This window comes from Microvirga sp. M2, assembly GCF_047497095.1.
In the GTDB taxonomy this organism is placed as follows: domain Bacteria; phylum Pseudomonadota; class Alphaproteobacteria; order Rhizobiales; family Beijerinckiaceae; genus Microvirga.
The window spans coordinates 1,185,441-1,205,752 of the sequence record NZ_CP134063.1 but is presented as its reverse complement, the minus strand read 5'-3'; the positions used below and the strand labels follow the sequence as shown (position 1 = coordinate 1,205,752).

Annotated in this window: 25 protein-coding genes; 7 read left to right on the top strand and 18 right to left on the bottom strand. The window is 58.4% G+C overall.

All coding sequences use genetic code 11. From position 1 onward, the window contains the following. Positions 1–430 precede the first annotated feature (430 nt). The 18 genes from RE429_RS05680 to flgF form a co-directional block, all read right to left on the bottom strand. Entirely contained in the window at positions 431–1,285 is an 855-nt protein-coding gene (locus tag RE429_RS05680; protein WP_414473366.1) for a CheR family methyltransferase, read from the bottom strand. After that, positions 1,282–2,400, bottom strand: coding sequence for a protein-glutamate methylesterase/protein-glutamine glutaminase (locus RE429_RS05675; protein ID WP_414473365.1), 1,119 nt, complete (start codon positions 2,398–2,400; stop codon positions 1,282–1,284). Before RE429_RS05675 ends, RE429_RS05680 begins: the two co-directional genes overlap by 4 nt. A 4-nt stretch (positions 2,401–2,404) precedes the next feature. Continuing rightward, positions 2,405–2,788 (bottom strand): response regulator, encoded by a 384-nt coding sequence (locus tag RE429_RS05670; protein ID WP_414473364.1) that lies wholly within the window; start codon positions 2,786–2,788, stop codon positions 2,405–2,407. 55 nt (positions 2,789–2,843) lie between these two features. After that, on the bottom strand, positions 2,844–3,293 hold the full coding sequence (locus RE429_RS05665; RefSeq protein WP_414473363.1) for a hypothetical protein: 450 nt from the start codon (positions 3,291–3,293) through the stop codon (positions 2,844–2,846). Further along, positions 3,290–3,634, bottom strand: coding sequence for a flagellar protein FlgN (locus tag RE429_RS05660; protein WP_414473362.1), 345 nt, complete (start codon positions 3,632–3,634; stop codon positions 3,290–3,292). Before RE429_RS05660 ends, RE429_RS05665 begins: the two co-directional genes overlap by 4 nt. A gap of 10 nt (positions 3,635–3,644) precedes the next feature. Beyond that, the gene (locus RE429_RS05655; RefSeq protein WP_414473361.1) at positions 3,645–4,079 is read right to left on the bottom strand and encodes a rod-binding protein; all 435 of its coding nucleotides are present in this window, start codon (positions 4,077–4,079) and stop codon (positions 3,645–3,647) included. A gap of 46 nt (positions 4,080–4,125) precedes the next feature. Then, a complete protein-coding gene (locus RE429_RS05650) occupies positions 4,126–4,524 on the bottom strand; it encodes a hypothetical protein (protein WP_414473360.1) in 399 nt (132 codons plus the stop codon). Between the two features lie 6 nt (positions 4,525–4,530). After that, on the bottom strand, positions 4,531–5,283 hold the full coding sequence (gene fliR / locus RE429_RS05645; protein WP_414473359.1) for a flagellar biosynthesis protein FliR: 753 nt from the start codon (positions 5,281–5,283) through the stop codon (positions 4,531–4,533). Then, positions 5,280–7,355, bottom strand: a complete 2,076-nt coding sequence (flhA, locus tag RE429_RS05640; protein WP_414473358.1) for a flagellar biosynthesis protein FlhA — start codon at positions 7,353–7,355, stop codon at positions 5,280–5,282. Before flhA ends, fliR begins: the two co-directional genes overlap by 4 nt. Before the next feature lie 260 nt (positions 7,356–7,615). Beyond that, the gene (locus RE429_RS05635; RefSeq protein ID WP_414473357.1) at positions 7,616–7,882 is read right to left on the bottom strand and encodes a flagellar biosynthetic protein FliQ; all 267 of its coding nucleotides are present in this window, start codon (positions 7,880–7,882) and stop codon (positions 7,616–7,618) included. A gap of 2 nt (positions 7,883–7,884) precedes the next feature. Next, positions 7,885–8,280: a flagellar hook assembly protein FlgD gene (flgD, locus tag RE429_RS05630; RefSeq protein WP_414473356.1), complete on the bottom strand. Its 396-nt coding sequence runs from the start codon at positions 8,278–8,280 to the stop codon at positions 7,885–7,887. Positions 8,281–8,294: 14 nt separating this feature from the next. Continuing rightward, on the bottom strand, positions 8,295–8,717 hold the full coding sequence (gene flbT, locus RE429_RS05625; protein ID WP_414473355.1) for a flagellar biosynthesis repressor FlbT: 423 nt from the start codon (positions 8,715–8,717) through the stop codon (positions 8,295–8,297). Continuing rightward, positions 8,714–9,061, bottom strand: a complete 348-nt coding sequence (gene flaF / locus RE429_RS05620) for a flagellar biosynthesis regulator FlaF (RefSeq protein ID WP_414473354.1) — start codon at positions 9,059–9,061, stop codon at positions 8,714–8,716. Before flaF ends, flbT begins: the two co-directional genes overlap by 4 nt. 16 nt (positions 9,062–9,077) lie before the next feature. Then, positions 9,078–10,112, bottom strand: coding sequence for a flagellar hook-associated family protein (locus RE429_RS05615; RefSeq protein WP_414473353.1), 1,035 nt, complete (start codon positions 10,110–10,112; stop codon positions 9,078–9,080). Positions 10,113–10,115: 3 nt separating this feature from the next. After that, positions 10,116–11,519: a flagellar hook-associated protein FlgK gene (gene flgK / locus RE429_RS05610; RefSeq protein ID WP_414473352.1), complete on the bottom strand. Its 1,404-nt coding sequence runs from the start codon at positions 11,517–11,519 to the stop codon at positions 10,116–10,118. 90 nt (positions 11,520–11,609) lie between these two features. Continuing rightward, positions 11,610–12,797, bottom strand: a complete 1,188-nt coding sequence (locus tag RE429_RS05605; RefSeq protein ID WP_414473351.1) for a flagellar hook protein FlgE — start codon at positions 12,795–12,797, stop codon at positions 11,610–11,612. A gap of 90 nt (positions 12,798–12,887) precedes the next feature. Continuing rightward, positions 12,888–14,219, bottom strand: coding sequence for a flagellar protein export ATPase FliI (gene fliI / locus RE429_RS05600; RefSeq protein WP_414473350.1), 1,332 nt, complete (start codon positions 14,217–14,219; stop codon positions 12,888–12,890). Then, entirely contained in the window at positions 14,219–14,944 is a 726-nt protein-coding gene (gene flgF, locus RE429_RS05595) for a flagellar basal-body rod protein FlgF (protein WP_414473349.1), read from the bottom strand. Before flgF ends, fliI begins: the two co-directional genes overlap by 1 nt. Before the next feature lie 201 nt (positions 14,945–15,145). On the opposite strand from flgF, the gene motA reads away from it, so the two are divergent. From motA to RE429_RS05560, 7 genes are all read left to right on the top strand, one after another. After that, positions 15,146–16,027, top strand: a complete 882-nt coding sequence (gene motA / locus RE429_RS05590) for a flagellar motor stator protein MotA (RefSeq protein ID WP_414473348.1) — start codon at positions 15,146–15,148, stop codon at positions 16,025–16,027. Between the two features lie 2 nt (positions 16,028–16,029). After that, positions 16,030–16,959 (top strand): flagellar motor switch protein FliM, encoded by a 930-nt coding sequence (locus tag RE429_RS05585; RefSeq protein WP_414474133.1) that lies wholly within the window; start codon positions 16,030–16,032, stop codon positions 16,957–16,959. Further along, positions 16,940–17,254: a hypothetical protein gene (locus RE429_RS05580; RefSeq protein ID WP_414473347.1), complete on the top strand. Its 315-nt coding sequence runs from the start codon at positions 16,940–16,942 to the stop codon at positions 17,252–17,254. Before RE429_RS05585 ends, RE429_RS05580 begins: the two co-directional genes overlap by 20 nt. A 113-nt stretch (positions 17,255–17,367) precedes the next feature. Then, a complete protein-coding gene (fliN, locus tag RE429_RS05575; protein WP_370439268.1) occupies positions 17,368–17,643 on the top strand; it encodes a flagellar motor switch protein FliN in 276 nt (91 codons plus the stop codon). Between the two features lie 13 nt (positions 17,644–17,656). Further along, on the top strand, positions 17,657–18,685 hold the full coding sequence (locus RE429_RS05570; RefSeq protein WP_414473346.1) for a flagellar motor switch protein FliG: 1,029 nt from the start codon (positions 17,657–17,659) through the stop codon (positions 18,683–18,685). 16 nt (positions 18,686–18,701) lie between these two features. Then, positions 18,702–19,766, top strand: a complete 1,065-nt coding sequence (flhB, locus tag RE429_RS05565) for a flagellar biosynthesis protein FlhB (RefSeq protein WP_414473345.1) — start codon at positions 18,702–18,704, stop codon at positions 19,764–19,766. Between the two features lie 50 nt (positions 19,767–19,816). Continuing rightward, the gene (locus tag RE429_RS05560) at positions 19,817–20,263 is read left to right on the top strand and encodes a hypothetical protein (RefSeq protein WP_414473344.1); all 447 of its coding nucleotides are present in this window, start codon (positions 19,817–19,819) and stop codon (positions 20,261–20,263) included. Positions 20,264–20,312: the final 49 nt, after the last annotated feature.

Genomic DNA, 20,312 nt, shown 5'->3' with positions numbered 1-20,312 from the left:
CCGCTGCTCACATGATATCCGGGCTCGACCGGTAAAATGGAGCGGCATCATGCCATGCCCGAAAAGAGGAGCACTCCATAGTGCGTTCGCGATGCAGGGTCATCAAATCAGATCCCTGCCTTCGTTCGTTCAGTTATGACCGAACCGCGCCGGAGAAGTCAAGATTGATTTTCCAACAAAGCCCAAAATTACTGTTATTCCTCTGTTAACCATGAGCAACCGTGCAGCACACAAGCGCCTCCGAAAGATCAGGAGCCGTGAGTACTCGACTTCTGCCGGAGGAAGACCTTCGACATCTGCCACACCTGATCGGGCGACGTCCCCCGACCAGCGCATCGGACGTGGCATCGAACCCACATCCGATCCTGTCAGCCTATGATTTCGAGCATCTTTCTACGCAAAATCGTCACACGCATTTGCGTTGGATGCTCTAGCGGACCCCGGCCAGGGCCGACCTGGAGGCCGGGCCCGTCGAAGGGGATTTCGAGTACAAACCCCGGTAGGCCGGATCGAGCGACAAGGCATCCGTAATACCGAGGATCGTCTCGGAGGCTCCGAGCACCAAGCTGCCGTCGGGCGCCATTGCCTGTGCGATCCTGCGAAGCACCTGGGCTTTCGTCGGAGCGTCGAAGTAGATCAACACGTTCCGGCAATACACGATATCGAACGGCCCAAGGCGGCTGAAATCCTCGATGAGATTGAGATAGCGGAAATCCACCATCGAGCGGATCTCAGGTGCGATCTGCCACTGCTCACCCTTCTGCGTGAAATACTTCACGAGAAGGCGGATCGGCAGGCCTCTCTGAACCTCGAACTGATTGTAGATGCCTGCCCGCGCCCTCTCGAGAACGTCGTTCGAGATGTCGGTTGCGATGATCTCGACGTGCCAGCCCGGCATTCGCCCCGACGCTTCCTTAAGAAGCATGGCGAGAGAATAAGGCTCCTGCCCGGTCGATGCCGCGGCGCACCAGATCCTGAGGCGGCGGCTTGCGGCTCGGTCCTTGAGATAGCGCGGGATCAGAATATCCTGGAACAGATCGAACGGGGCCTTGTCGCGGAAAAAGAAGGTCTCGTTCGTCGTCATGGCCTCGATTGTGGCGATCTCCATGGCCGGCGATCGACCGGACTTGATCTCCCAGATCAAGCGCGACAGGCTCTCGACTTTAAAGCGCGTGCAGACGGAAGCGAGCCTGCTCTCCACCAGATATCTCTTGTCCACAGACAGGGCCAGGCCGGACCGGGCCTTCAGGAACGCGCGCAGGACCTCGAACTCCAATTCAGTCATCGTGCGTTTCCTGCGATAAGACTCTTCATTGAGCGACCGATGGCGTCCAGAGGCAGAACGTCGTGAGCCAGGCCGGCCTTCACGACGCTTCCCGGCATTCCCCAGACAATACTGCTGGCCTCGTCCTGTGCGATGACCGTCGCACCTGCCTTGGTGAGATGGCGGGCACCGTTCGTTCCATCGGAGCCCATGCCTGTCAGCACCACGGCAATGGCTCCAGCACCAAAGACCGATGCCGCCTCCCGGAATAGGACGTCCACGGCCGGACGGCAGAAATTCTCAGGCGGACCGTCACTGAGGCGGATGGCGGGCTTCCCTCCTGTCACGGTCACACCCATATGGCGCCCTCCAGGGGCGATGAAGATCGTGCCGGCCCGAATGGCCTCGCCATCCACCGGCTCCCGACAGGGAACCGCGAGCAACGCCTGGAGATGTTCGGCGAAGACCGCAGTGAACATGGCGGGCATGTGCTGGACGATCAGGACAGGAACCTCCAAAAGCGACGGCTTGAGATCCTGCAGGACCCGTTCGACGGCCCTGGGCCCGCCGGTCGACGAGCCGATGAGAACGCATTGAGGTCGCGCGCCTCCCGATCTCTGCACCGGCGAGGCCTGCCGGATCGCAGTGGAGGTCGAGGATGCCGCAGGTGCCGACCGCACCTGCCGGCGCTTCGTCACGCCCAATGCGCGCAATTTCTCTACCAGTTCCCGCCGGAACACCGCAGCCGCGTCAGCACTGCGTGCGCTCTCCGGCTTTGCCAGGTAATCGACAGCCCCTAAGGACAGGCACTTCAGCGAAATCTGCGCATTCCGCTTTGTCAGCGTCGAGATCACGATCACCTTGCTGGCGGGATGCGCCTTCAAGATCAGCGGAAGCGCGGCCAAGCCGTCGATCTCGGGCATCTCGATATCGAGGAGAACGATTTCCGGCTTATGACGCTCGACCATATCGACCGCCATTCGCCCATTGGCGGCCGTACAGACGACCTCAAAGCCGCCGGCTTCGCCGACCCAACGGGCAATCATGCCGCGGATGACGGCGCTGTCATCGACGACCAAGACCCGAACTGGTTCCGGCAAGCTGACGCTCGTTGCGGGGAGCGGTTTCGATGCCATCGCCTTAAGCCGGGGAAGTGTGGGTGATAAGCCCGAGTTCCTGGAACTTCGCCTCCAGAATGGCCTTGTCGAACGGCTTCATGATGTACTCGTCCGCCCCGGCCTCCAAGGCCCGGGTGATATGATCCATATCGTTCTCGGTCGTGCAGAAAACGACCTTGGGAGCTTCGCCACCCGGGTACATCCGGAGCGCTTTGAGAAAGCTGTAGCCATCCATGACTGGCATGTTCCAGTCGAGAAGGATCACGTCCGGCATTCGTTCCTGGCATGCCGCAAGTCCGGCTTCGCCGTTCTCCGCTTCGGCAACCTCGAACGAAAGGCTTGCAAGGATCTCCCGCGACACCTTTCGTATGGTGCGAGAGTCATCCACGACTAGGCAATATGTCATAGAGGAAAGTTCCTAGTAACCATACAAGATGTCCACGCCGCCAAGGGGACAATGATCAGGACCGGATGTCCGATTTGCTGATAAAATTGAAGTTCTCGATCAGTATCTCTTTGACGATCTCGGCACCGAGGCGCTTGTTAATTCTTTCCCTGACATTGCTGATCATCCCGTTCACGTTGTACCGGGACAATCTTCTGAAATCGAGCGTCTCGTCCGAATAGATGTAGCGGAAGACCTCGTCCTGAATAAATGCCTCAGGAGGAACGGATATCTCTCGCAACGTCCTCGAATCCGCAGTGAAAACAAAATTCGCCACAACATATCCCTGCACCGCCCCTTCGGCGATAATGGGAATGTTGATCGGCGGGATCTTTTTGTACTGCAGGCCCTCGTAATGTGGCTGTTCCTCCGCCGGGGAACGGCCGACCATCCACGTCACAGCCGCATAGCATGAGCCAAGCGTAACCGCGCAAACCCAGAATCCGGCTATGACGTTTTTGATCACGCCCCATACCCTCCACGCATCACGTTGGCCGAGTATGTGCTATCCGACTCGGCGGCCTGGATTGCGCCGGAAATGACCGCGGAGATCTCCTGCACGGCTCGCATGTGGCGCTCAAGAATCTCCTGATTCTTCTCAAGTTTCATCTTGAGCCTTTCGAGCCTCTTGACGGACAGCTCGTTCATCGAGGCGGTCTCGACCGAGCGCGCCATCCGGCTGATTTCAAGAAGACTTTGGCTCTTTCGACGATTGAATTCGTCGAGATTGTTCAGGTCCCGCGACAACAGAGCTGTCGTTTCGAGATCGAGCGTCTCTTCGAGGCGATCCAGCGACTTCGTCAGCATCGGAAACTCCTTATCTCTTCCCGTCCAGAATGTGCTTTGCAATCCCAATTCCGCCGGCTTTTGCGACCTGTACGCCGATCTGCTCCGCCAGCATCGATCTCCAGACGGATCCGGCGCTTCCCTTGCCGTAGGTATTCTCGGCATCCTTCGGGAGCATCGACTCGACGAAGGTCTGAAGGATAAAGGCCTCGAACTCCTGACTGGTCTTTCTCGCCTTCTCGGCCGCGGCCGATTCTGCATCGTTTCGCAAGGAGTTCCGGATCTGATAGACGTCGGCACCTATACCCAGCGGGCGAGGCGCCACGGCACGAACCGCATCCTCGAAACTCGCCCCGTTCACCGGAGCCTGTCCCTGAAGCAGACTCTGCGCGGCCGCCTGATATCGCGCCGGGTCCGCGGCCCTGGCAACCTCGCTGATGATGTCGGTCGGTGGGCTGATCGCCATTCCGATTTCCTTGTATTCACTGCGGGGGAACTCTAATGCCTGAGGCTTACGGGAGGCTTGTGCGCTCTTTCCGCGCCATACCTTCGAGAATCTCGGTAAGCTCCTCCCTTTCCCGCATGTGCCGGATGTCCTCCTTCAGGCGAGACTGCATTCTCTCGCTGCGCTTGACCTGCAGCGCCCTTTCGACGGTCAGGGACTTCTGCCCGACGATCTCCGCCTGCGTGCGGACCTCCTCCAACGACAGGTCCTTCAATCGCTTGGCAAGAACGTTGACGAAAAGGCCATGCAGCGCATCGGATTCACCCATCGTCTGAAGAAGGACTTCCTGAGCCTCCTTCAGCTCGCCTTCCTTGCGTTGCAGCGAGGCAAGATCGAGCTCTGCCTTTCTATGAAGGTGCTGCTGAACCCTGATCAGCCTGTCGATCTTTTTCAATCTCTGTTTCATGGACGATCATCCTCTCAGCCATGAGGAGAAAGCTCCGATGAAGAGCAGCACGTAATCATGAACGGCAAAGTACATAACGAACAGCCCTCCAAACATGACGAAGGGTGTGGCGATGAAGAAGACGGGGATCTGAGGCGTCAGCTTGTTGGTGAGGCCCGCCATAAGGTTGACGATCACGGAGTAGAGCAGGAACGGACTGCTTATCCTGAGCGAGACGACGAAAGCGGCAGTGACCTGGTCGACGATCTCTGTCAGGGACGATTGAAAGGCTATTCCCTGCCCCGCGGGCATCCTCGAATACGAAGCGATCAATCCCCTGAACAGCTCCCAGTGAAGATCCGACAGGAAGATTGCCGCAGTCGCCACCATCATGATGAGAGAGCTGATCGCAGGAAGCGGCTCGGCGTCGTCGATCGGGGTTCCTGGCATTCCGCCGTAGCTCAGAGCCATGGCTACTGCGCCGAGCATCGTCTGAAGCGCGAAGAAGTACACTCTCGCCAAAAGGCCGATCAGCAAGCCAACCAGGAGTTCGGATGCGATCCAACCGAGTACGACGGCAGGAGGCTGCCCGGCAATGCCGCTTCCGATCTGATCCAGCAGAACAGGTGAAAGAGCGAGGCTGACGGTCAATGCCAGAAACAGACGGATCTGCGGCGGAATCCTGGCACTCGAGAGCGCCGGCGCGATCAGCATGCACCCGCCGATGCGGCAGAAGATCAGGAAGATCCCTAGCAATGTTGCCGTCGTGATCGTCGTCACGCGACCGTACCAAGCGAGTTGACCTCGATTCCGCGCGCAATCTCAAGGTGAGATAGGACCGGCAAAGACGAAAACATTCGCTCAATGATCATTCGGACATAGGGGCGCGCATCCGGAGCCGTCACGATGGCGAAGTTCTTCACCTGTCCCATTCGGACCTTGATCGCCTCCGACGCCTCCGTACCGAACTGCTCGACAAGGCGCGGATCGATATCGAACTCGACCACATCGCCCTTGGCGTCACGTTTCAGACTCTGATGAAAGGCGATGTCCCATTTGTTGCCAAGGCGAAGAACGTTGAGCGCTCCACCTTCCGCCAGGTCACCGCATATTTGCTGAGCCATCCGCATGCGCACGTGTTCGACAAGCTGCTCCGCCCGTCGCGCGTGAGGGGCAACCTCGGCGATCGCTTCCAGAATGAGCCCCAAGTTTCGGACGGAAACCCGCTCGGCCAGCAACAGCTTCAGAACGGCCTGAAGGCCCGAGTAGGATATCTGTGAGGGGCAGATATCGTCGAGCAGGCGCTTGTATTCGGGCTCGAGCCCGTCCAGGAGGTTCCGGACGTCCTTGTATGAGAGAAGCTGCGGCAAATTATTGCGGATGACCTCGCTGAGATGGGTCAGAAGCACCGAGGCCCCGTCTACCGCCGTGAACCCCTGGCGCTTGATTTCGCCGGCATAGGCGTCCGACACCCAGAGCGCCCGCATGCCGAAAGCCGGTTCGCGAACCTCGTCGCCCGGAACATCCGGAACAGGACCGTCGCCCAGCACCACGAGGAGATCGCCCGGACGAATCTCGTGCGTGGCGATGACCGTGCCGTGAATCTTGATCTGGTAACTTTTTGCCGGAATCATAAAACTATCCGAAAGCTTGACCTCCGGTAGAACGAACCCGAAATCCTGGGCGAACTTTTTGCGCATCTTCTTCACGCGATGAGCCAGGTCGCCATGGGAACTCGCGAGGAAGGACGAGAGGTGCTTGCCAAGGCAGAGCTCCACCTCGGCAATTTTCAACGTCTCCTTGACGGTATCGCTCGCTTCGATGAGTTTGCTCTGCTGCGCCTGCTCCTGAACCAATTTCTCGCGGGCCTCATTCTCCGCGCGGTGCCGAGGGATGCTATAGGCGACGAAGCCCATGAAACCTCCCAGCACCAAGAACGGCAACATCGGCAGGCCTGGGACGACAGCGAAGATGAACATCATCCCCGATGCGACCATCAATGCGCGAGGATATGCGCCCAGCTGGTCCAGGATCGCCTGCTGGGCCTGACCGCGCGTGCCGCCCTTGGAAACGAGGAGGCCCGCCGCAAGGGAGACGACAAGGGCCGGGATCTGGCTGACGAGGCCGTCGCCGACGGACAGCTGGGTGAAGACATCCGCCGCTTTCGACAGCGGGAGGCCATGCCGCGTAACACCGATAATGATGCCGCCGAAGATATTGACGGCGATTGTAATCAGACTTGCGATCGCCTCGCCGCGAACGAACTTCGAGGCGCCGTCCATGGAGCCGAAGAATGCGCTTTCCTCCTCGAGCTCACGGCGCCTTCTCTGGGCCTCCTTTTCGTCGATCAGACCCGCGGACAGATCGGCATCGATCGCCATCTGCTTTCCAGGAATGGCGTCGAGCGTGAAGCGGGCCCCGACCTCGGCGATGCGGGTTGCGCCCTTGGTGATCACCAGGAAGTTGACGGTGATCAGGATGATGAAGACAACAATGCCGATGACAAAGTCGCCGCTCATGACAAATCGGGAGAACCCGCTGATCACATGACCCGCGGCATCGACGCCCTGATGGCCATGGGACAGGATGAGGCGCGTCGACGCGATACTGAGGGCAAGTCGAAGGAGAGTCGCGATCAGAAGGACTGTCGGGAAGGCGGAGAACTCAAGAGGCTTCTGGATCCACAGCGCGACCATCAGGATGAGGACCGAAAGGGCTATGGAGAACGCCAGCCCCATATCGATGACCAGCGGCGGGATCGGAAGAAACAGAATTGCAAGGATGACGACAACGCCGGCGGCGAACATCACATCCCGGCCGCGGTCCTTTGCCATCGTGTCGCTTGACGCCATGTGTCTTTCCATTCGGTGAGCCGACCGTATGTCTGACACATGCCCCATGTAGCTTGCGCGAAGGTCGCATGCCACTGACCGGGAGCGCATCCCTTTCTCGAAGGGTACGGCCCGAGGTCACGTTCTAGCGCATCGTGCGGACCCGGCGGGCCGCGCTGGCGAAAAGTGGACCCGGTTCTCCGCTCGGACGATGCGCTCATTGAAGAAGAGAGGATCGGATTCAACCCCAAAAGTGGATTCCGCTTCTCACGTCCGATGCTCTAGAACCCCGTAACAATCTTTCCGTAGACGAGCTCGGTAAAGGCATAGATCTGCGATCCGGCGAAAGATCCGGTCAGTAGCGCGACGACGAGGATCGCGATGATCTTCGGGATGAATGTGAGGGTCACCTCCTGAATCTGGGTGAGCGCCTGGATGAGCGCAATCGCAACACCAATGACCATTGCAGCCAGAACGGCTGGTCCGGAGCCGACGATGACGGTCCATATGGCCGTCCGGACCAGTTCCAGGGCGTCGATCTCGTTCATCGTCAGCTGACCACGATGCCCTGCCCGAGCAGCATTTCATAGCCGGTCGAGAGAGTGGCGAGCAGCCCCTGACTGGTAATTCTCACGGCAGTGACCTCTCCGGAAACCTTGCCGTCCGCGGAAGTCACTGTTCGGCCGATGACGCTGTCCGCCTGGGAAAGCGTAAAGGACGACAACAATGCATCGAGCTTCTCGTTGCTTTTCACCGCTTGCTCGACCTGGGAGAATGTTGCGAGCTGGGCCATATACTCCGTCGACTTCATGGGATCCGTGGGATCCTGGTTCTTCATCTGGGTCAACAGAAGGCGGAGGAAGTTGTCATAGCTGACAGTCGACGACTTTTCGGTCGTCGATGTCTTCTGGCTCATTGCGGAAGCCGTAACCGATGGGACATTCATTCCGGTTCTCCGAGCTAGGCTGCTTTTCCGGGGACGATGGCTGGTTCCATGGGAGCAGAGTTCTCATTGGGCTCGAAAAGGTTCCGAATGACCTTAAGAGCCTCGAACGTGCGTCCTGCAAGGACGAATCCCTCGATCCGCTTCAACTCGTCCTTCACGGACTCGTCCGTGGTAACCATCGTGACGGCTTCATGCATCGTCCGAAAGGCAATCATTCCATTCGCCTCCTCCTGAGGGTTGATCAGGAGTGACTGCACCACGAAATAGAGCTGCCGCATGGGCGTCGTCGCGTCCGCCAGCTGGAGAACATGGCTCTCCAGAAGAAAGCGAGCATCGTTGAGGAGGCTGAGCGTAACCTTCTGACTGACTGTCAGCACGGCGCCGTTGATGAAAATCCGTTCTCCGGCCTTGAGTGAAAAGCGCATCTTCGCAGTCATTTCAGACCGTCCTTGATGAGAATATTGATGTCGATGAGGGCAGCGAGATTGTTATGCTCGCCGCGGATAATGAGATCGGATTCTTTCATCACCCACAGGCCGATCGAGATAAGCTGTCCTTTCAGCTTATCAGGAAGGCCGTTGTCAGGATGCCCAAGGTCCTTGATCAGGAAGGTCCAGATGCGCTGAAGAAATACGATGGCGCCCAGCATTTCGGGAGACTGGGATGAATGCCCTTCGGCCGCCCGTAGCAGCGTGATAGCGCGCTCGAAAAGGTCGTACTCGCGCTGTCGGCAGTCTTTCGGCGAATCCTCGAGGATCTCGGAGTAGGAGAACTGATACATGTACGCATTCCTGCCGTTAAAGGAACTTGATCAAGCTGAGCTGATTGATCTGTGCCGTCAGGGAGTACGACACTTGAATCTGTGTTGAGATCTGATCGACCCGAACCTTCGCCTCTGCGGGATCGACTGCCTCGTAATTCGTGATCCTCTCGTCCAGGAAGGTTTTCTGAAGGCTCATCCGTTCATTGGCCCGGTCAATCTTCTGTTGGGCCGTTCCAAGGTCCGCCTGAATTTCCGTCACATCGGAGACAGCTTCCCCAAGTGTGCCGATCGCCCTATTCAGAAGGGAGCTCCGGGTTTCGTCGTTCAACCCGGCGGCTCCGAGGTCGATGATCATCGTGTAACCCATCGCCAGCTTCCGAAATCCGGCTTCATCGGCCGTCGCCGATGTTTTGACTCTCTCGGTCGGGGAGATCAGGCTTTGAATGTTCTGCTCGGATGCATGGGACCATGTGCCCTGCCAGTCGTCCGCGAACATCTCGGCGAAAGGCCCATCCAAGAACGCCTGCATCTCACCCGGCGTAATGTCCGCAACTCCGGGATCGCTTTGGGAAAACCCGAAAAAACCCAGGAACGCGGCATCAATCGCGGCCTTCGGGCCGGGCACATATTCGTTGAGCGGCTGAGCCTTCGAATTCACCCCACCGAAGAGATACTGCCCGCCATTGCTTTCGTTCAACGTCGAGATCAGCTTGTTGAGACCGGCTTTTGCCTGGCTCACGATCAGCGGCATGTCCTGCGAGCCGACGTTCAACGCGATAAGAGTATCCTTGAAATTATCAGCAACCGTGCGAACCTGATCGAGAGCAGCCGACGTGGACTTCAGACGAAGTGTTGCCGTTGCATTGCTGTCGGTCAATGTATCGAGGGTCGATCTCTCCTGGCGCAGGGACAAGGACTTCCCGGTCTTGCGCCCAAGAGCGAGACCGACATCCATGTGGCGCCCTGTCACGACCTCCTTGTTGGCCTTCACAAGCTCCGATTGGAGCTTGTCGAGTGTCGACCTGGGCGAATTCCAAAGTGTCGTGGTCGAGATGAATGTTGTCTTCATGTCTTAGCCCACCGCGTTGAGGAGCGTCTGAAGCATCTGATTGATGACGGAGATCAGCTTCGCAGAGGCCGAATAGGATTTCTCGAACTGGAGCATGAGCGCCGTCTCATCATCCATGTTGACGTCCGTCGCATTCGAAAGGGCCTCGGATGCTTGCGCCAACAGCGTTTCGCGATAGGCCACCTGTTGCGAGGCGTCCTGGCGTTTCGCTTCGACCCAGCCGGCGGAAGACGATGCAAATTCATGCAGAGTCATCGTGCTTCCCAGGCCCAATCCCGGGTCGAACCCGCGATCGGCCCCCATGGCGTCGACCAGCTGATAAAGGCGCGTCGAGAAGGACGCCGTGCCGTCACCATACGTGTAATCCGGATCGCCATAGATGCCGCCGTCGCGGATTCGTTCGAATTTTCCGCCCGTCCCTTGTGAAGGGTCGACAGCATCGTTGATCCTGATCTGCGCCGCGAGTCCTTCGGCAGCCGGCATCGTCGGAATGCCAGGCCCGCCCGCATAGGTGAAGATGCCCACGAGATCAGGCTTTCCACCGCCCGACTTGTCGACTTCGGCGAATGCCGAGATCAAGCCGCGAGCCAGCTCATCGAGCTGACGCTGGTATCCGACCGCAGCCTCATCCCGGACCTTGACGAGACCGACTAGGCTGCCGGAACTCAGAGGCATCGGCGACTGCTCGCCTGTAACCGGAACATCATCGATCAGGATCGCCCCGCCGGGCTTTCCGGGTGCCAGTCCAACGCTCGCGTCATACTTCACGGTACGGGGCAGTCTGTCGAAGAGCGGCACGCCGCTATCCGTATAGAGCGCTATATCGTTGTCGGCCCTCGGAACGACCGTGATCCCGATTTCCTCGGAGAGCTGAGCGATGAGATAGTCTCTCGTATCGAGAGCATCCGAAACATCCCTGCCGAGGGCACTTCCGCTCATGACCTCATCGTTCGCCATCTTGAACTTGGCCAGGATATCGTTGATCCGAGACACGGACTCCGTAATCTGGACCTGCGCCTCCTTACGGACCGCATTGATCGCTGCCGTCGCCTGGTTCAGACTCGTCGCGAGATCGGCCGCGGCTTTCACGAAGCCGCGGGCCAATACGTTGTCATCGGGAGCATTCGCATATTGCCGAAGCGCGTCGTTCAACGCTCCGACACGGGCGGCGGGCGACTCGTCCAGCTCCGGATCCCCGATGGTCTGGCTTAGTTTTTGAAGCCCCTCCAGAAGCGACTTCTGCATCGCTGCATCCGAAGTGGTCTCCAGCATCTTGTTCAAGAGGGCTCGATCGGAGGCACGGATCACCGTGACACGCGCGGCCCCGCCCGTGGTGATCAAGGCGCCGATCTTGCGCGAATATCCCGGGTCGGACGCCCCCGCCGTGTTGCGGGAAACAATCGCCATTTGGGATTGCGAAGCCTGCAGCGACGACCGAGCCGTATTATAGGCAACCGAAAGTGACATCTCAAAAGCCCTAAGAATCGACCGGAAACGCTATCGCTTCAGGTTCATGAGCACGTCGAGGAGTTCGGATCCGGTCTGAAACACCTTCGAGTTCGCAGTATAGCTGGTCTGAGCTTCGATCATCGCCGTCAGTTCGGTGCCGATATCGACGTTCGAGCCCTCAAGCGCCCCCGACGCCACCGATCCGAAGCCGACGGTGCCGGGGAATCCAACCTGATAGCCGCCCGACATGTTGGTTGCTTCGTAGACGTTCCCGGCGCGCGGGTTGAGATTGTCAGGGCTCGGAACGGTCGCCAGCGGGATCCTGTAGGCGGCGATACGCGAGCCGTCCTCGTACACTGCGTAGACCGTTCCGTCGGTGGCGAACTCGGCGCTCTTGACGGCCGAAGGAGCATTACCGTTGGACGCGCCCGTCAGCGAGTATTCGCCGGCCAATTGCGTCATGCCCTTCATATCGAGAGTAAAATCTTTGCCGTTGGGAATCTTGAATGTCAGATCAGACGGAGGAGCGATGTTGCCGTTGGCGTCGAACGTCAGATCCATCGGCGTCTCGGCGCCTTCCAGGACGCCCCCGGCCGCGTCGGTGACCGTCATGGTCCAAGTCGTCGCATCGACTTTGTCCAGCTTGATGTTGATCTTCACGGGATTGCCGACATTGTCGTACACCTGGAGCGAGGACAACTTGGTCGATCCGTCCTCGGCACCGTACGGCAGATTACCCGTAAATATACCGTTCGTTGATGCGGAAGCCTGCATGCCGAACGAGGCCAGGTTGACAGGGACCATCCCGTCGAGGCTGTTCAGCGATGGGGTGCCCGCCCCGTCCGCAAGACTAAAGCCCATCAGGGTAAATCCGGAGGCGTTGAGGAGATTGCCGGTCTTCCCGTCCACGACGAAGTTGCCGGCCCGGGTCAGATAGGGCGATCCCTTCGGATCGGACACGACGAAAAACCCGTTGCCGGAGATCGCCAGATCGGTAGCCGAGGTCGTATAGCTGATCGGGCCCTGGTCCGAGATCGTATACCGGACGGCGCTTGTGACCGAGCCTGAATTATATGAGCCTGAGCTTGACGGCAGGATAAGGGACGAGAACTCCGTGGAGGCTCGCTTGTATCCGTTGGTGCTCGAGTTCTGGATATTCTCGGCAACCGTTCCCAACTTGTTCGACTGGGCGGTCATGCCGGATACGCCGCTGCGAAGGACACCATAAAGGCTCATGTGAGACTCCTGCAAATATAGTTTGAGCGTAGCACCGGAATGCTTGTGCGAAGCTGGGGTGGATGTAGGGGCAAACGATCCCAACGATCGTCATGGCTTGAGCATCTGAGCGAGATCCATGAAGGCGTCCCTGCTCAAGGGAGATGATGGGTCCTGCCGAAGGGCTTCGTAGATTTTCGGAACGAGAACGACCGCCTGATCGAGCTCCTGGTCGGCGCCCGCTTGGTATCCACCCATCATTCGCAGGTCGCGGGTATCTTCGTAGCGGGCGATCATGCCGCGCAGGCGACGGACCAGCTCCTTCTGCTCCCGTGTCCAGACATGATCTGCGAGGCGGGAGATGGACCCGAGAACATTGATCGCCGGGTATCGGCCCTGATCGGCGATCGAACGGTCGAGAACGATATGGCCGTCGAGGGTTCCGCGAATATTGTCGGCTACGGGATCGTTATGATCATCGCCATCGATGAGAACGGAGAAGATGCCGGTAATCGACCCCTTCCCCTCCTCCCCGGGACCGGCCCTCTCAAGCAACCGGGGCAAATCGCTGAAAACGCTGGGAGTGTAGCCCCGCGCAACGGCAGGCTCGCCGGCGGCAAGCGCCACGTCGCGCGCGGCATGAGCGTAGCGGGTCACGGAGTCGACAATCAGCAGAACCGAATCGCCGCGGTCTCTGAAATACTCGGCAACCGAAATCGCCGTTCTGGGCGCCTGACGGCGCATCATCGGGCTCTCGTCCCCTGTGGAGACGACGAGAACGGCCCTGTGCAGGCTGGCCTGTATCGCCCCCTCCAGAAACTCTCTTACCTCACGGCCGCGCTCGCCCACCAGGGCGACGACGATCGTGTCGAACCCCTCGCATCTCGCCAGCATCGTCAAAAGTGTGGATTTTCCCACGCCTGAACCGGCAAAGATTCCGATGCGCTGGCCCTGGCAGATCGGCGTGAAGAGGTCGATCGCCTTCACGCCCGTCTGCAGCGGCTTGTGGACCCTTGCTCGCGTCATCGCAGAGGGCGGTTCGGCATCCTGATGCACGGGCACGGCCCCGGCCGGCAGGGGTCCCTGCCCGTCGAGCGGCTCGCCGAGGGCGTTGATGACCCGCCCTTTCCAGCCTTGATCCGGGCTCAAGCCGTTGTTCGACACCACGAAGGCAGGAGTTCCGATCTTGGCGTCGATCCGCCCGTTGAACGGTTTGATCGTCAAGCCGTCAGGATCGATGCGGACAACCTCACCGGTGTGAACCTTGTCATTCGCTTCGAAGCCGACCTGATCTCCCAACTTGACGAACCGAGACAGTCCCGTCACGCGGTAGTGGCTGGGCGTGACCTCGCGAATGGTTCCCGCAACTTTGACCAGGCGGTTTCCCGTGCTTTGGGCAAGGACGAGGCGCTCGAGCTCGCCGAGAGTGTTCACGCCGCCCATCAGCTGCTAGGACCCAGTGTCCGGATCGCATCCATCAGCGTCGATTCGCTTTCCTGAATCGTGGTCGCAGCGCTCTCGAAGTTCCTCTGGAGTGCGATCATCTTCGTCATCTCGAGGATCGGATTGACGTTGGATCCCTCGCTGTATCCCTGCTGAACGCCGTTGGATGTGAAGTCCTGAACGGCCTCACCTGGGATGCTGGATATGATACCGGAGCCCCCGTAGCGGGTCAGCCGGCTGCCGCTGCTCAACTGGAACATTCCGAGGATCCCGACCTGATTGCCTCCCTGGGTGATCGTTCCATCGCGAGCGATGTGCGGAGAGCCGGCATTCGGATCAAGTGCGATGGGCGCACCACCGGAATCGAGGACCGCGCGACCGTCGACCGTCAGCAGGTCTCCATTCTCATTCATGCTGAAGCGGCCGTCGCGCGTGTAGACCGGACCACGCGGTCCATTGTACGCGAACCAGGCATCTCCCTGGATCGCAACGTCCAAAGGATTGTCCGTCTTGTTCAGGGCCCCGGCCTGACGCGAGATGAAATTCTGGCCCGATGAGGCGAAGGAAACATCGTTCTTTCCGGCGAGGGAGAGCAGCTCCTCGAACTTGATCTCATCGGCACGGAAGCCGCCGGTCGTCATGTTGGCGACGTTGTGAGCAACGGTCGTGAGACGCTTCTCCATCGCGACCTGAGCCGACAACGACACGTAGAGGGCGGATTGCATCTGGACCTCCCATAGGCACGGCTCGGCGGCCACGGCCCATATAGGTTAATATTCCGATACGCAGAGCTTAGGCAGCCTGCGATAGCGGCACAGAGCTATCAATCCAGTCTTGCATGAGGCTTGCCCCGTCGGTTCCAGCTTCGCGCAAGCCTCCGCGATTAGGGATTGGGGACGAAATGAGCTTGCACGAGGACTATCAGGTTGGGCGTCATCATTGGATTGGTTGTTGCCATCGGCTCGCTCGTCAGCGGCTATGTGGCCATGGGCGGGCATCTTTCCGTCATCTGGCAGCCGTGGGAATACGTCATTATCTGCGGGATCGCGATCGGCACGTTCATTATCGCGAATCCCATGCCTCTCTTGAAGGACACCGGCCGGGCCTCGCTCGAGGCCATCAAAGGCAAAGTTCCCAAGAGAGACCAGTATCTCGCCATTCTGGGGCTTCTCTACGCTCTTCTGCGGGAGCTGAAGAACAAGCCCCGCAACGAAGTCGAGGCCCATATCGACCGGCCTGAAGAATCGACCATCTTCAAAGCCTTCCCGAGCGTTCTGAACGACAAGGATCTGACCCTTTTCATCTGCGATTACGTCCGTCTGATCATCATCGGAAACGCACGCCCGCATGAAATCGAGGCGCTCATGGAGGAGGAGATCGCCACTCTGAAGCGCGATCGCACGAAGCCATACTATTCGCTCACCTCCGTCGCGGAAGCCTTGCCCGCTCTCGGTATCGTGGCCGCGGTTCTGGGAATCGTGAAGGCTTTGGGAGCGATCGATCAGTCGCCTGCAATCCTCGGCGGTCTCATCGCGTCGGCACTCGTGGGCACCTTCGGGGGCATCTTCATCTCATATGCCTTCCTGTCCCCGCTTGCCAACAAGGTGAAAGCGACGCGCGAGAAGCAAACCCGCGTCTATGTCATCGTGAAACAGGCACTTATCGCGTATATGAACGGCGCTCTGCCGCAGATCGCCGTCGAGCACGGACGAAAGGGCATTTCCGTCGATTACCGGCCGACCATCGATGAGGTCGAGACGGCAACCACGATGGGTAGCCGCGTCGAGGAACTGAGAGAGGCGGCGTGATCATGAGCGGCATGCAAAGCCCCAGCGATATTCGCGATATGCTCCTTGACTCCGCAGGACTTTCCATTGATCGCCTGCCGATGCTCCATGTGATCTTCGATCGCATGTCTACGAGCTGTGCAGAGCATCTCCGCCATATGGCGGCCTCTCCCATGTACTATTCTCTCAGCGGGATCGAGAGCGGTCGCGTCAGCGAGATTCTGGAGATGTACGAGGCGAACGCCGTCGCGGGCATCTTTCATGCCCCGGACTGGGACAGCCACATTCTCATCGGGTTCGATCGCGACTTCGTCTACACGATGGTAGAGGTCCTGTTCGGATCCGATGGTTCGGAACCACCTGTCGAAGAGGCGCGTGGCTTCTCGAACATCGAGCTCCGGATGGCTCAGGTTCTGTTCGAACAGGTCGCAAAGGCTCTCCAGGCCTCCTTCGCTCTCGTTTCGAACACGAAGTTCAAGCTCGAACGTCTCGAGACCCGTATGGATTTTGCCGTCATCGGCAGAAGGAACAATCAGGCCGTCGCGGCCAAGTTCCTTCTCCAGGCTCTCAACCGCGGTGGGGAGATGTTCGTCATTATTCCTCAATCGGCTCTCAACCCGATGAGGAAATCACTTTCGAAGGTGGTATCAGGGGAATCGACCAGCCGTGATCCGCGTTGGCTGAAGCAGATGGCCAATGAAGTCAGCAAAACGGAGATCACTCTGACGGCCGTTCTCGAGGAGCGATTCCTCTCGCTTGGTGAAATTGCAGAATTGAAGGTCGGACAGGTTATCGAGTTGCAGGCCACGCCCAAGACGCGCGTAAAGCTCGAAGGCAATCAGCAGAGCCTGTTCTGGTGTCACATGGGACAGGCAGATGGGTCCTATGTCCTCAAAATCGATGAATTGATCGACCAAGAGAAAGAGTTTCTTGATGATGTCTTCGCTCGCTAACATCATTCTCTTCGTCGCACTGGTCATTACGAGCGCGATGGTTGCCCTGATGTACCGGAAGCTCAAGCGACTGGATCAGTATCACGCCGACTATCAACGCATCTTCGACAAGACCGGCGCAGCCCTCATCGGCGCTCAGAACGCCGTTGCGAGCTTCGGCTCCGAGGGCCGCGAGACGCTCGCATTGCTCGGCACGCGCATCGAAGAGGCGCGAGAAGCTGCCCGGCAGCTCGAAACACTGACACAATCTGCCCGAGAGCTTGCCAAGGCAAGCTCCCGCAGCTCCAGCGTATAAGGATCTGTAACATGTCCAATCCTTTTGAGAATAATTTCCAGGACAAGGCCTCGTGGCAGCAGGACGGGGAACTCGGCAAGAGCCTCGGTGGCCCGGTTTCGCGCGACGGCAAGATGGACAACGGCCGCAACCTCGATTCCATTCTGCGAATTCCCGTGACGATCCAGGTCGTCCTCGGCTCGGCGACCATGCCGGTCTCGAACCTCATGAAGCTCGGACGCGGCGCCATCGTTCCTCTGGATCACAGAGTCGGCGAGCCTGTTGACGTCGTTGTCAACGGCCGTGTCATTGCGCGCGGAGAAGTTGTCGTCGTCGAGGACGACAATTCCCGATTCGGCATCTCCCTGACCGAAATCGTTGGACCGCCAACCAACGACATCACCGGCTGAAGCGGTTGCACTCATGGTTGCGAGTTTTCCCGTAAGAGCAAGCGGCGCCAAGGCCATGAAAGGGCCGGAACGCGTTGCAACACTTCTCCTGGCCATGGGGAAGCCTGCTGCAAACAAAATTCTAAAGCACTTCAGCGAGGACGAAATCCGCGTCGTCACGAAGTCGGCGGCTCAGCTCGGTGCTGTTTCGCCGGCGCAAATCGAGGCCCTCGTGGATGAATTCGCCTCGAACTTCTCCAACGGCGCTGACGTCATCGGCAGCGTAGCCCATATCGAGAAGCTGTTGTCCGGCGTTCTTTCGCCTGAGCAGATCGCCGATATCCTCAATGATGTTGCCGGCACTGCGAACAGGAGTATCTGGGAACGCATCTCGACTGTCTCCGAAAGCGCCATCGCGTCGTACCTGCTCAAAGAACATCCCCAAACGGCGGCGCTCATTTTGACAAAAGTCAAACCATCATGTGCCGCGAAGGTCATGGCTCAACTTCCTCAGCCCCTACGCAACAACTTGATGCGGCGTATGCTGAGCATGAAGCCCATTGTCGATGAGACAATGAAGAATATCGAAAGAACCCTCCATGAAGACTTCATGGTGAACTTTTCGAAGAACGCCGGATCCGATACTCACGCAAAAATCGCGGACATCATCAATAAGATGGAGCGTGAGCACATGGAGGACGTGCTCACCAGTCTTTCGAGCGTGCGTCCAAAGTCTGCAGAGATCCTGAGAGGCCTTCTCTTCACCTTCGACGACATCGTGAAGCTGACCCCAAGAGATCGTACCACCCTGTTCGATCAGGTTCCCCCGGATCGTGTGGTTCTGGCACTGAAAGGCACAAACGAAGAGTTCCGCAAAGTGGTCCTGGCAGCACTCTCGTCGCGCGTCCGCCGCATGATCGAGCACGAACTGAGCAGCAAGGAGCCGTCGCCTCAGCGCGATATTACCGAGGCTCGCAGATCGATCACGGATCTTGCTTTGGACATGGCCGGGCGCGGAGAGATCGTCATCAATTCCGAAACTGAAGACGAGTCCTTCGTGTAAGTGCCGTTAGCGACCGATGTCAGACGCCGAGGATAAGGACAGCAAAACCGAAGCACCTTCCGACAAGAAGGTTCGAGATGCTCTCGAGAAGGGAAACATACCTTTCTCGAGAGAAGCGCCGATCTTCGCGTCGATACTCGGCATTCTTCTGGTTCTGACTTTCATTGCGCCAAGCAACACGAAGTTCCTGACGGAAAGGCTGTCTCTCTTCATCGATCGCCCCCAGGACTTTCGCCTGAACTCGGGCGCGGATGCGGCGGCATTGTTTCAGGCCCTTTCCCTTGAAGTCGGCCGCTTCCTGGTCCCAATCATCGCGGTCCTTGCCGGCTGCAGCCTCGCCGCTTCGATCTTCCAGAATCTGCCGTCCTTCGTGTCCGAACGGATACGGCCTCAGTGGAACCGGATCTCACCGGTTAGCGGCTGGAGTCGGATCTTCAGCCGTGCTGGCCTCGTCGAGTTCGCCAAATCGCTGTTCAAGTTCGGAACCATTACCATCGTGTCCATTCTGCTCCTGAGATCGGAGCAACACAAGGTCTTCAACGCCATGTTCAGTGACCCGACTCTCATTCCGGAGCTCATGCTGAGCATGGCGATGCGACTGGTGTCGGCCATTGCCATTGCAACAATCGTCCTCGTTGCGGCCGACCTGGTTTGGGCACGTTTCAAATGGCGCAGCGATCTGAAGATGACTCCGCAGGAGGTCAAGGAAGAGTACAAGCAGCTGGAAGGTGATCCAATGGTCAAGGCACGGATGCGTTCCCTGGCTCAGGATCGAGCCCGCAAGCGCATGCTTGCCGCCGTCCCGAAGGCTACTTTCGTTATCGCCAATCCGACGCATTATGCAATCGCGCTTCGTTATGAGCGGAGCGAGGCGAGCGCCCCCATTGTCGTCGCAAAGGGCAAGGATCTCATTGCGTTGAAGATTCGCGAAACTGCCGAGAAGCACGGCATTCCGGTGATCGAGGACAAGCCTCTGGCAAGATCCATGTACGATCATGTTGAAGTGGATCGCATGATTCCTCCTGATTTCTATAAGGCCGTCGCTCAGATCCTCTTCTACATCCTTACGAGATCGAAATGAAAAGACTTTCCCATAGGGCTACACCAACGTCCTTTCACGGGTATGTTGACGTGAATGCCTTCGAAGAGGTACTCGCCTGCAATATCAAGGATGTCATCGCCGACTTCTGTCTCGTAGACGCCGAGATCATCCAGTCCTATGTCAGCAACGAACTGCACGGGAACATGGACGAGATCGTCTCGTCCTGTGCCGAGCTCTTCTTCAAGGGTCATACATTGTCCTATGCGCGCTCGGCCGCGATCAGCACGGCGCTTGGCCAGCCACCCTGCGTCGTCCTCGATATGGAATTCGCGCACGACGTCGTCAGCGTCGACTTCAAGTTGATTCTCGGCGAGTTCTCGGTCGGGGTGCATATTAACAGAGTTCTTCTGGAAGAGCTTCCCGAAGCTGATTTCGACCCCCATTTCTTCGCGAGGATCGTCACTTCGGCCCGTCTCAGACCTTTGCCGCCCCGTTTCCGCTCGCCTTACTGCCCGACGGAATCTTTGCGGCATTGATATCGGATATCGAGTGCAGATCGTGGTACGAGGCGCTTTCTCCCTTCTA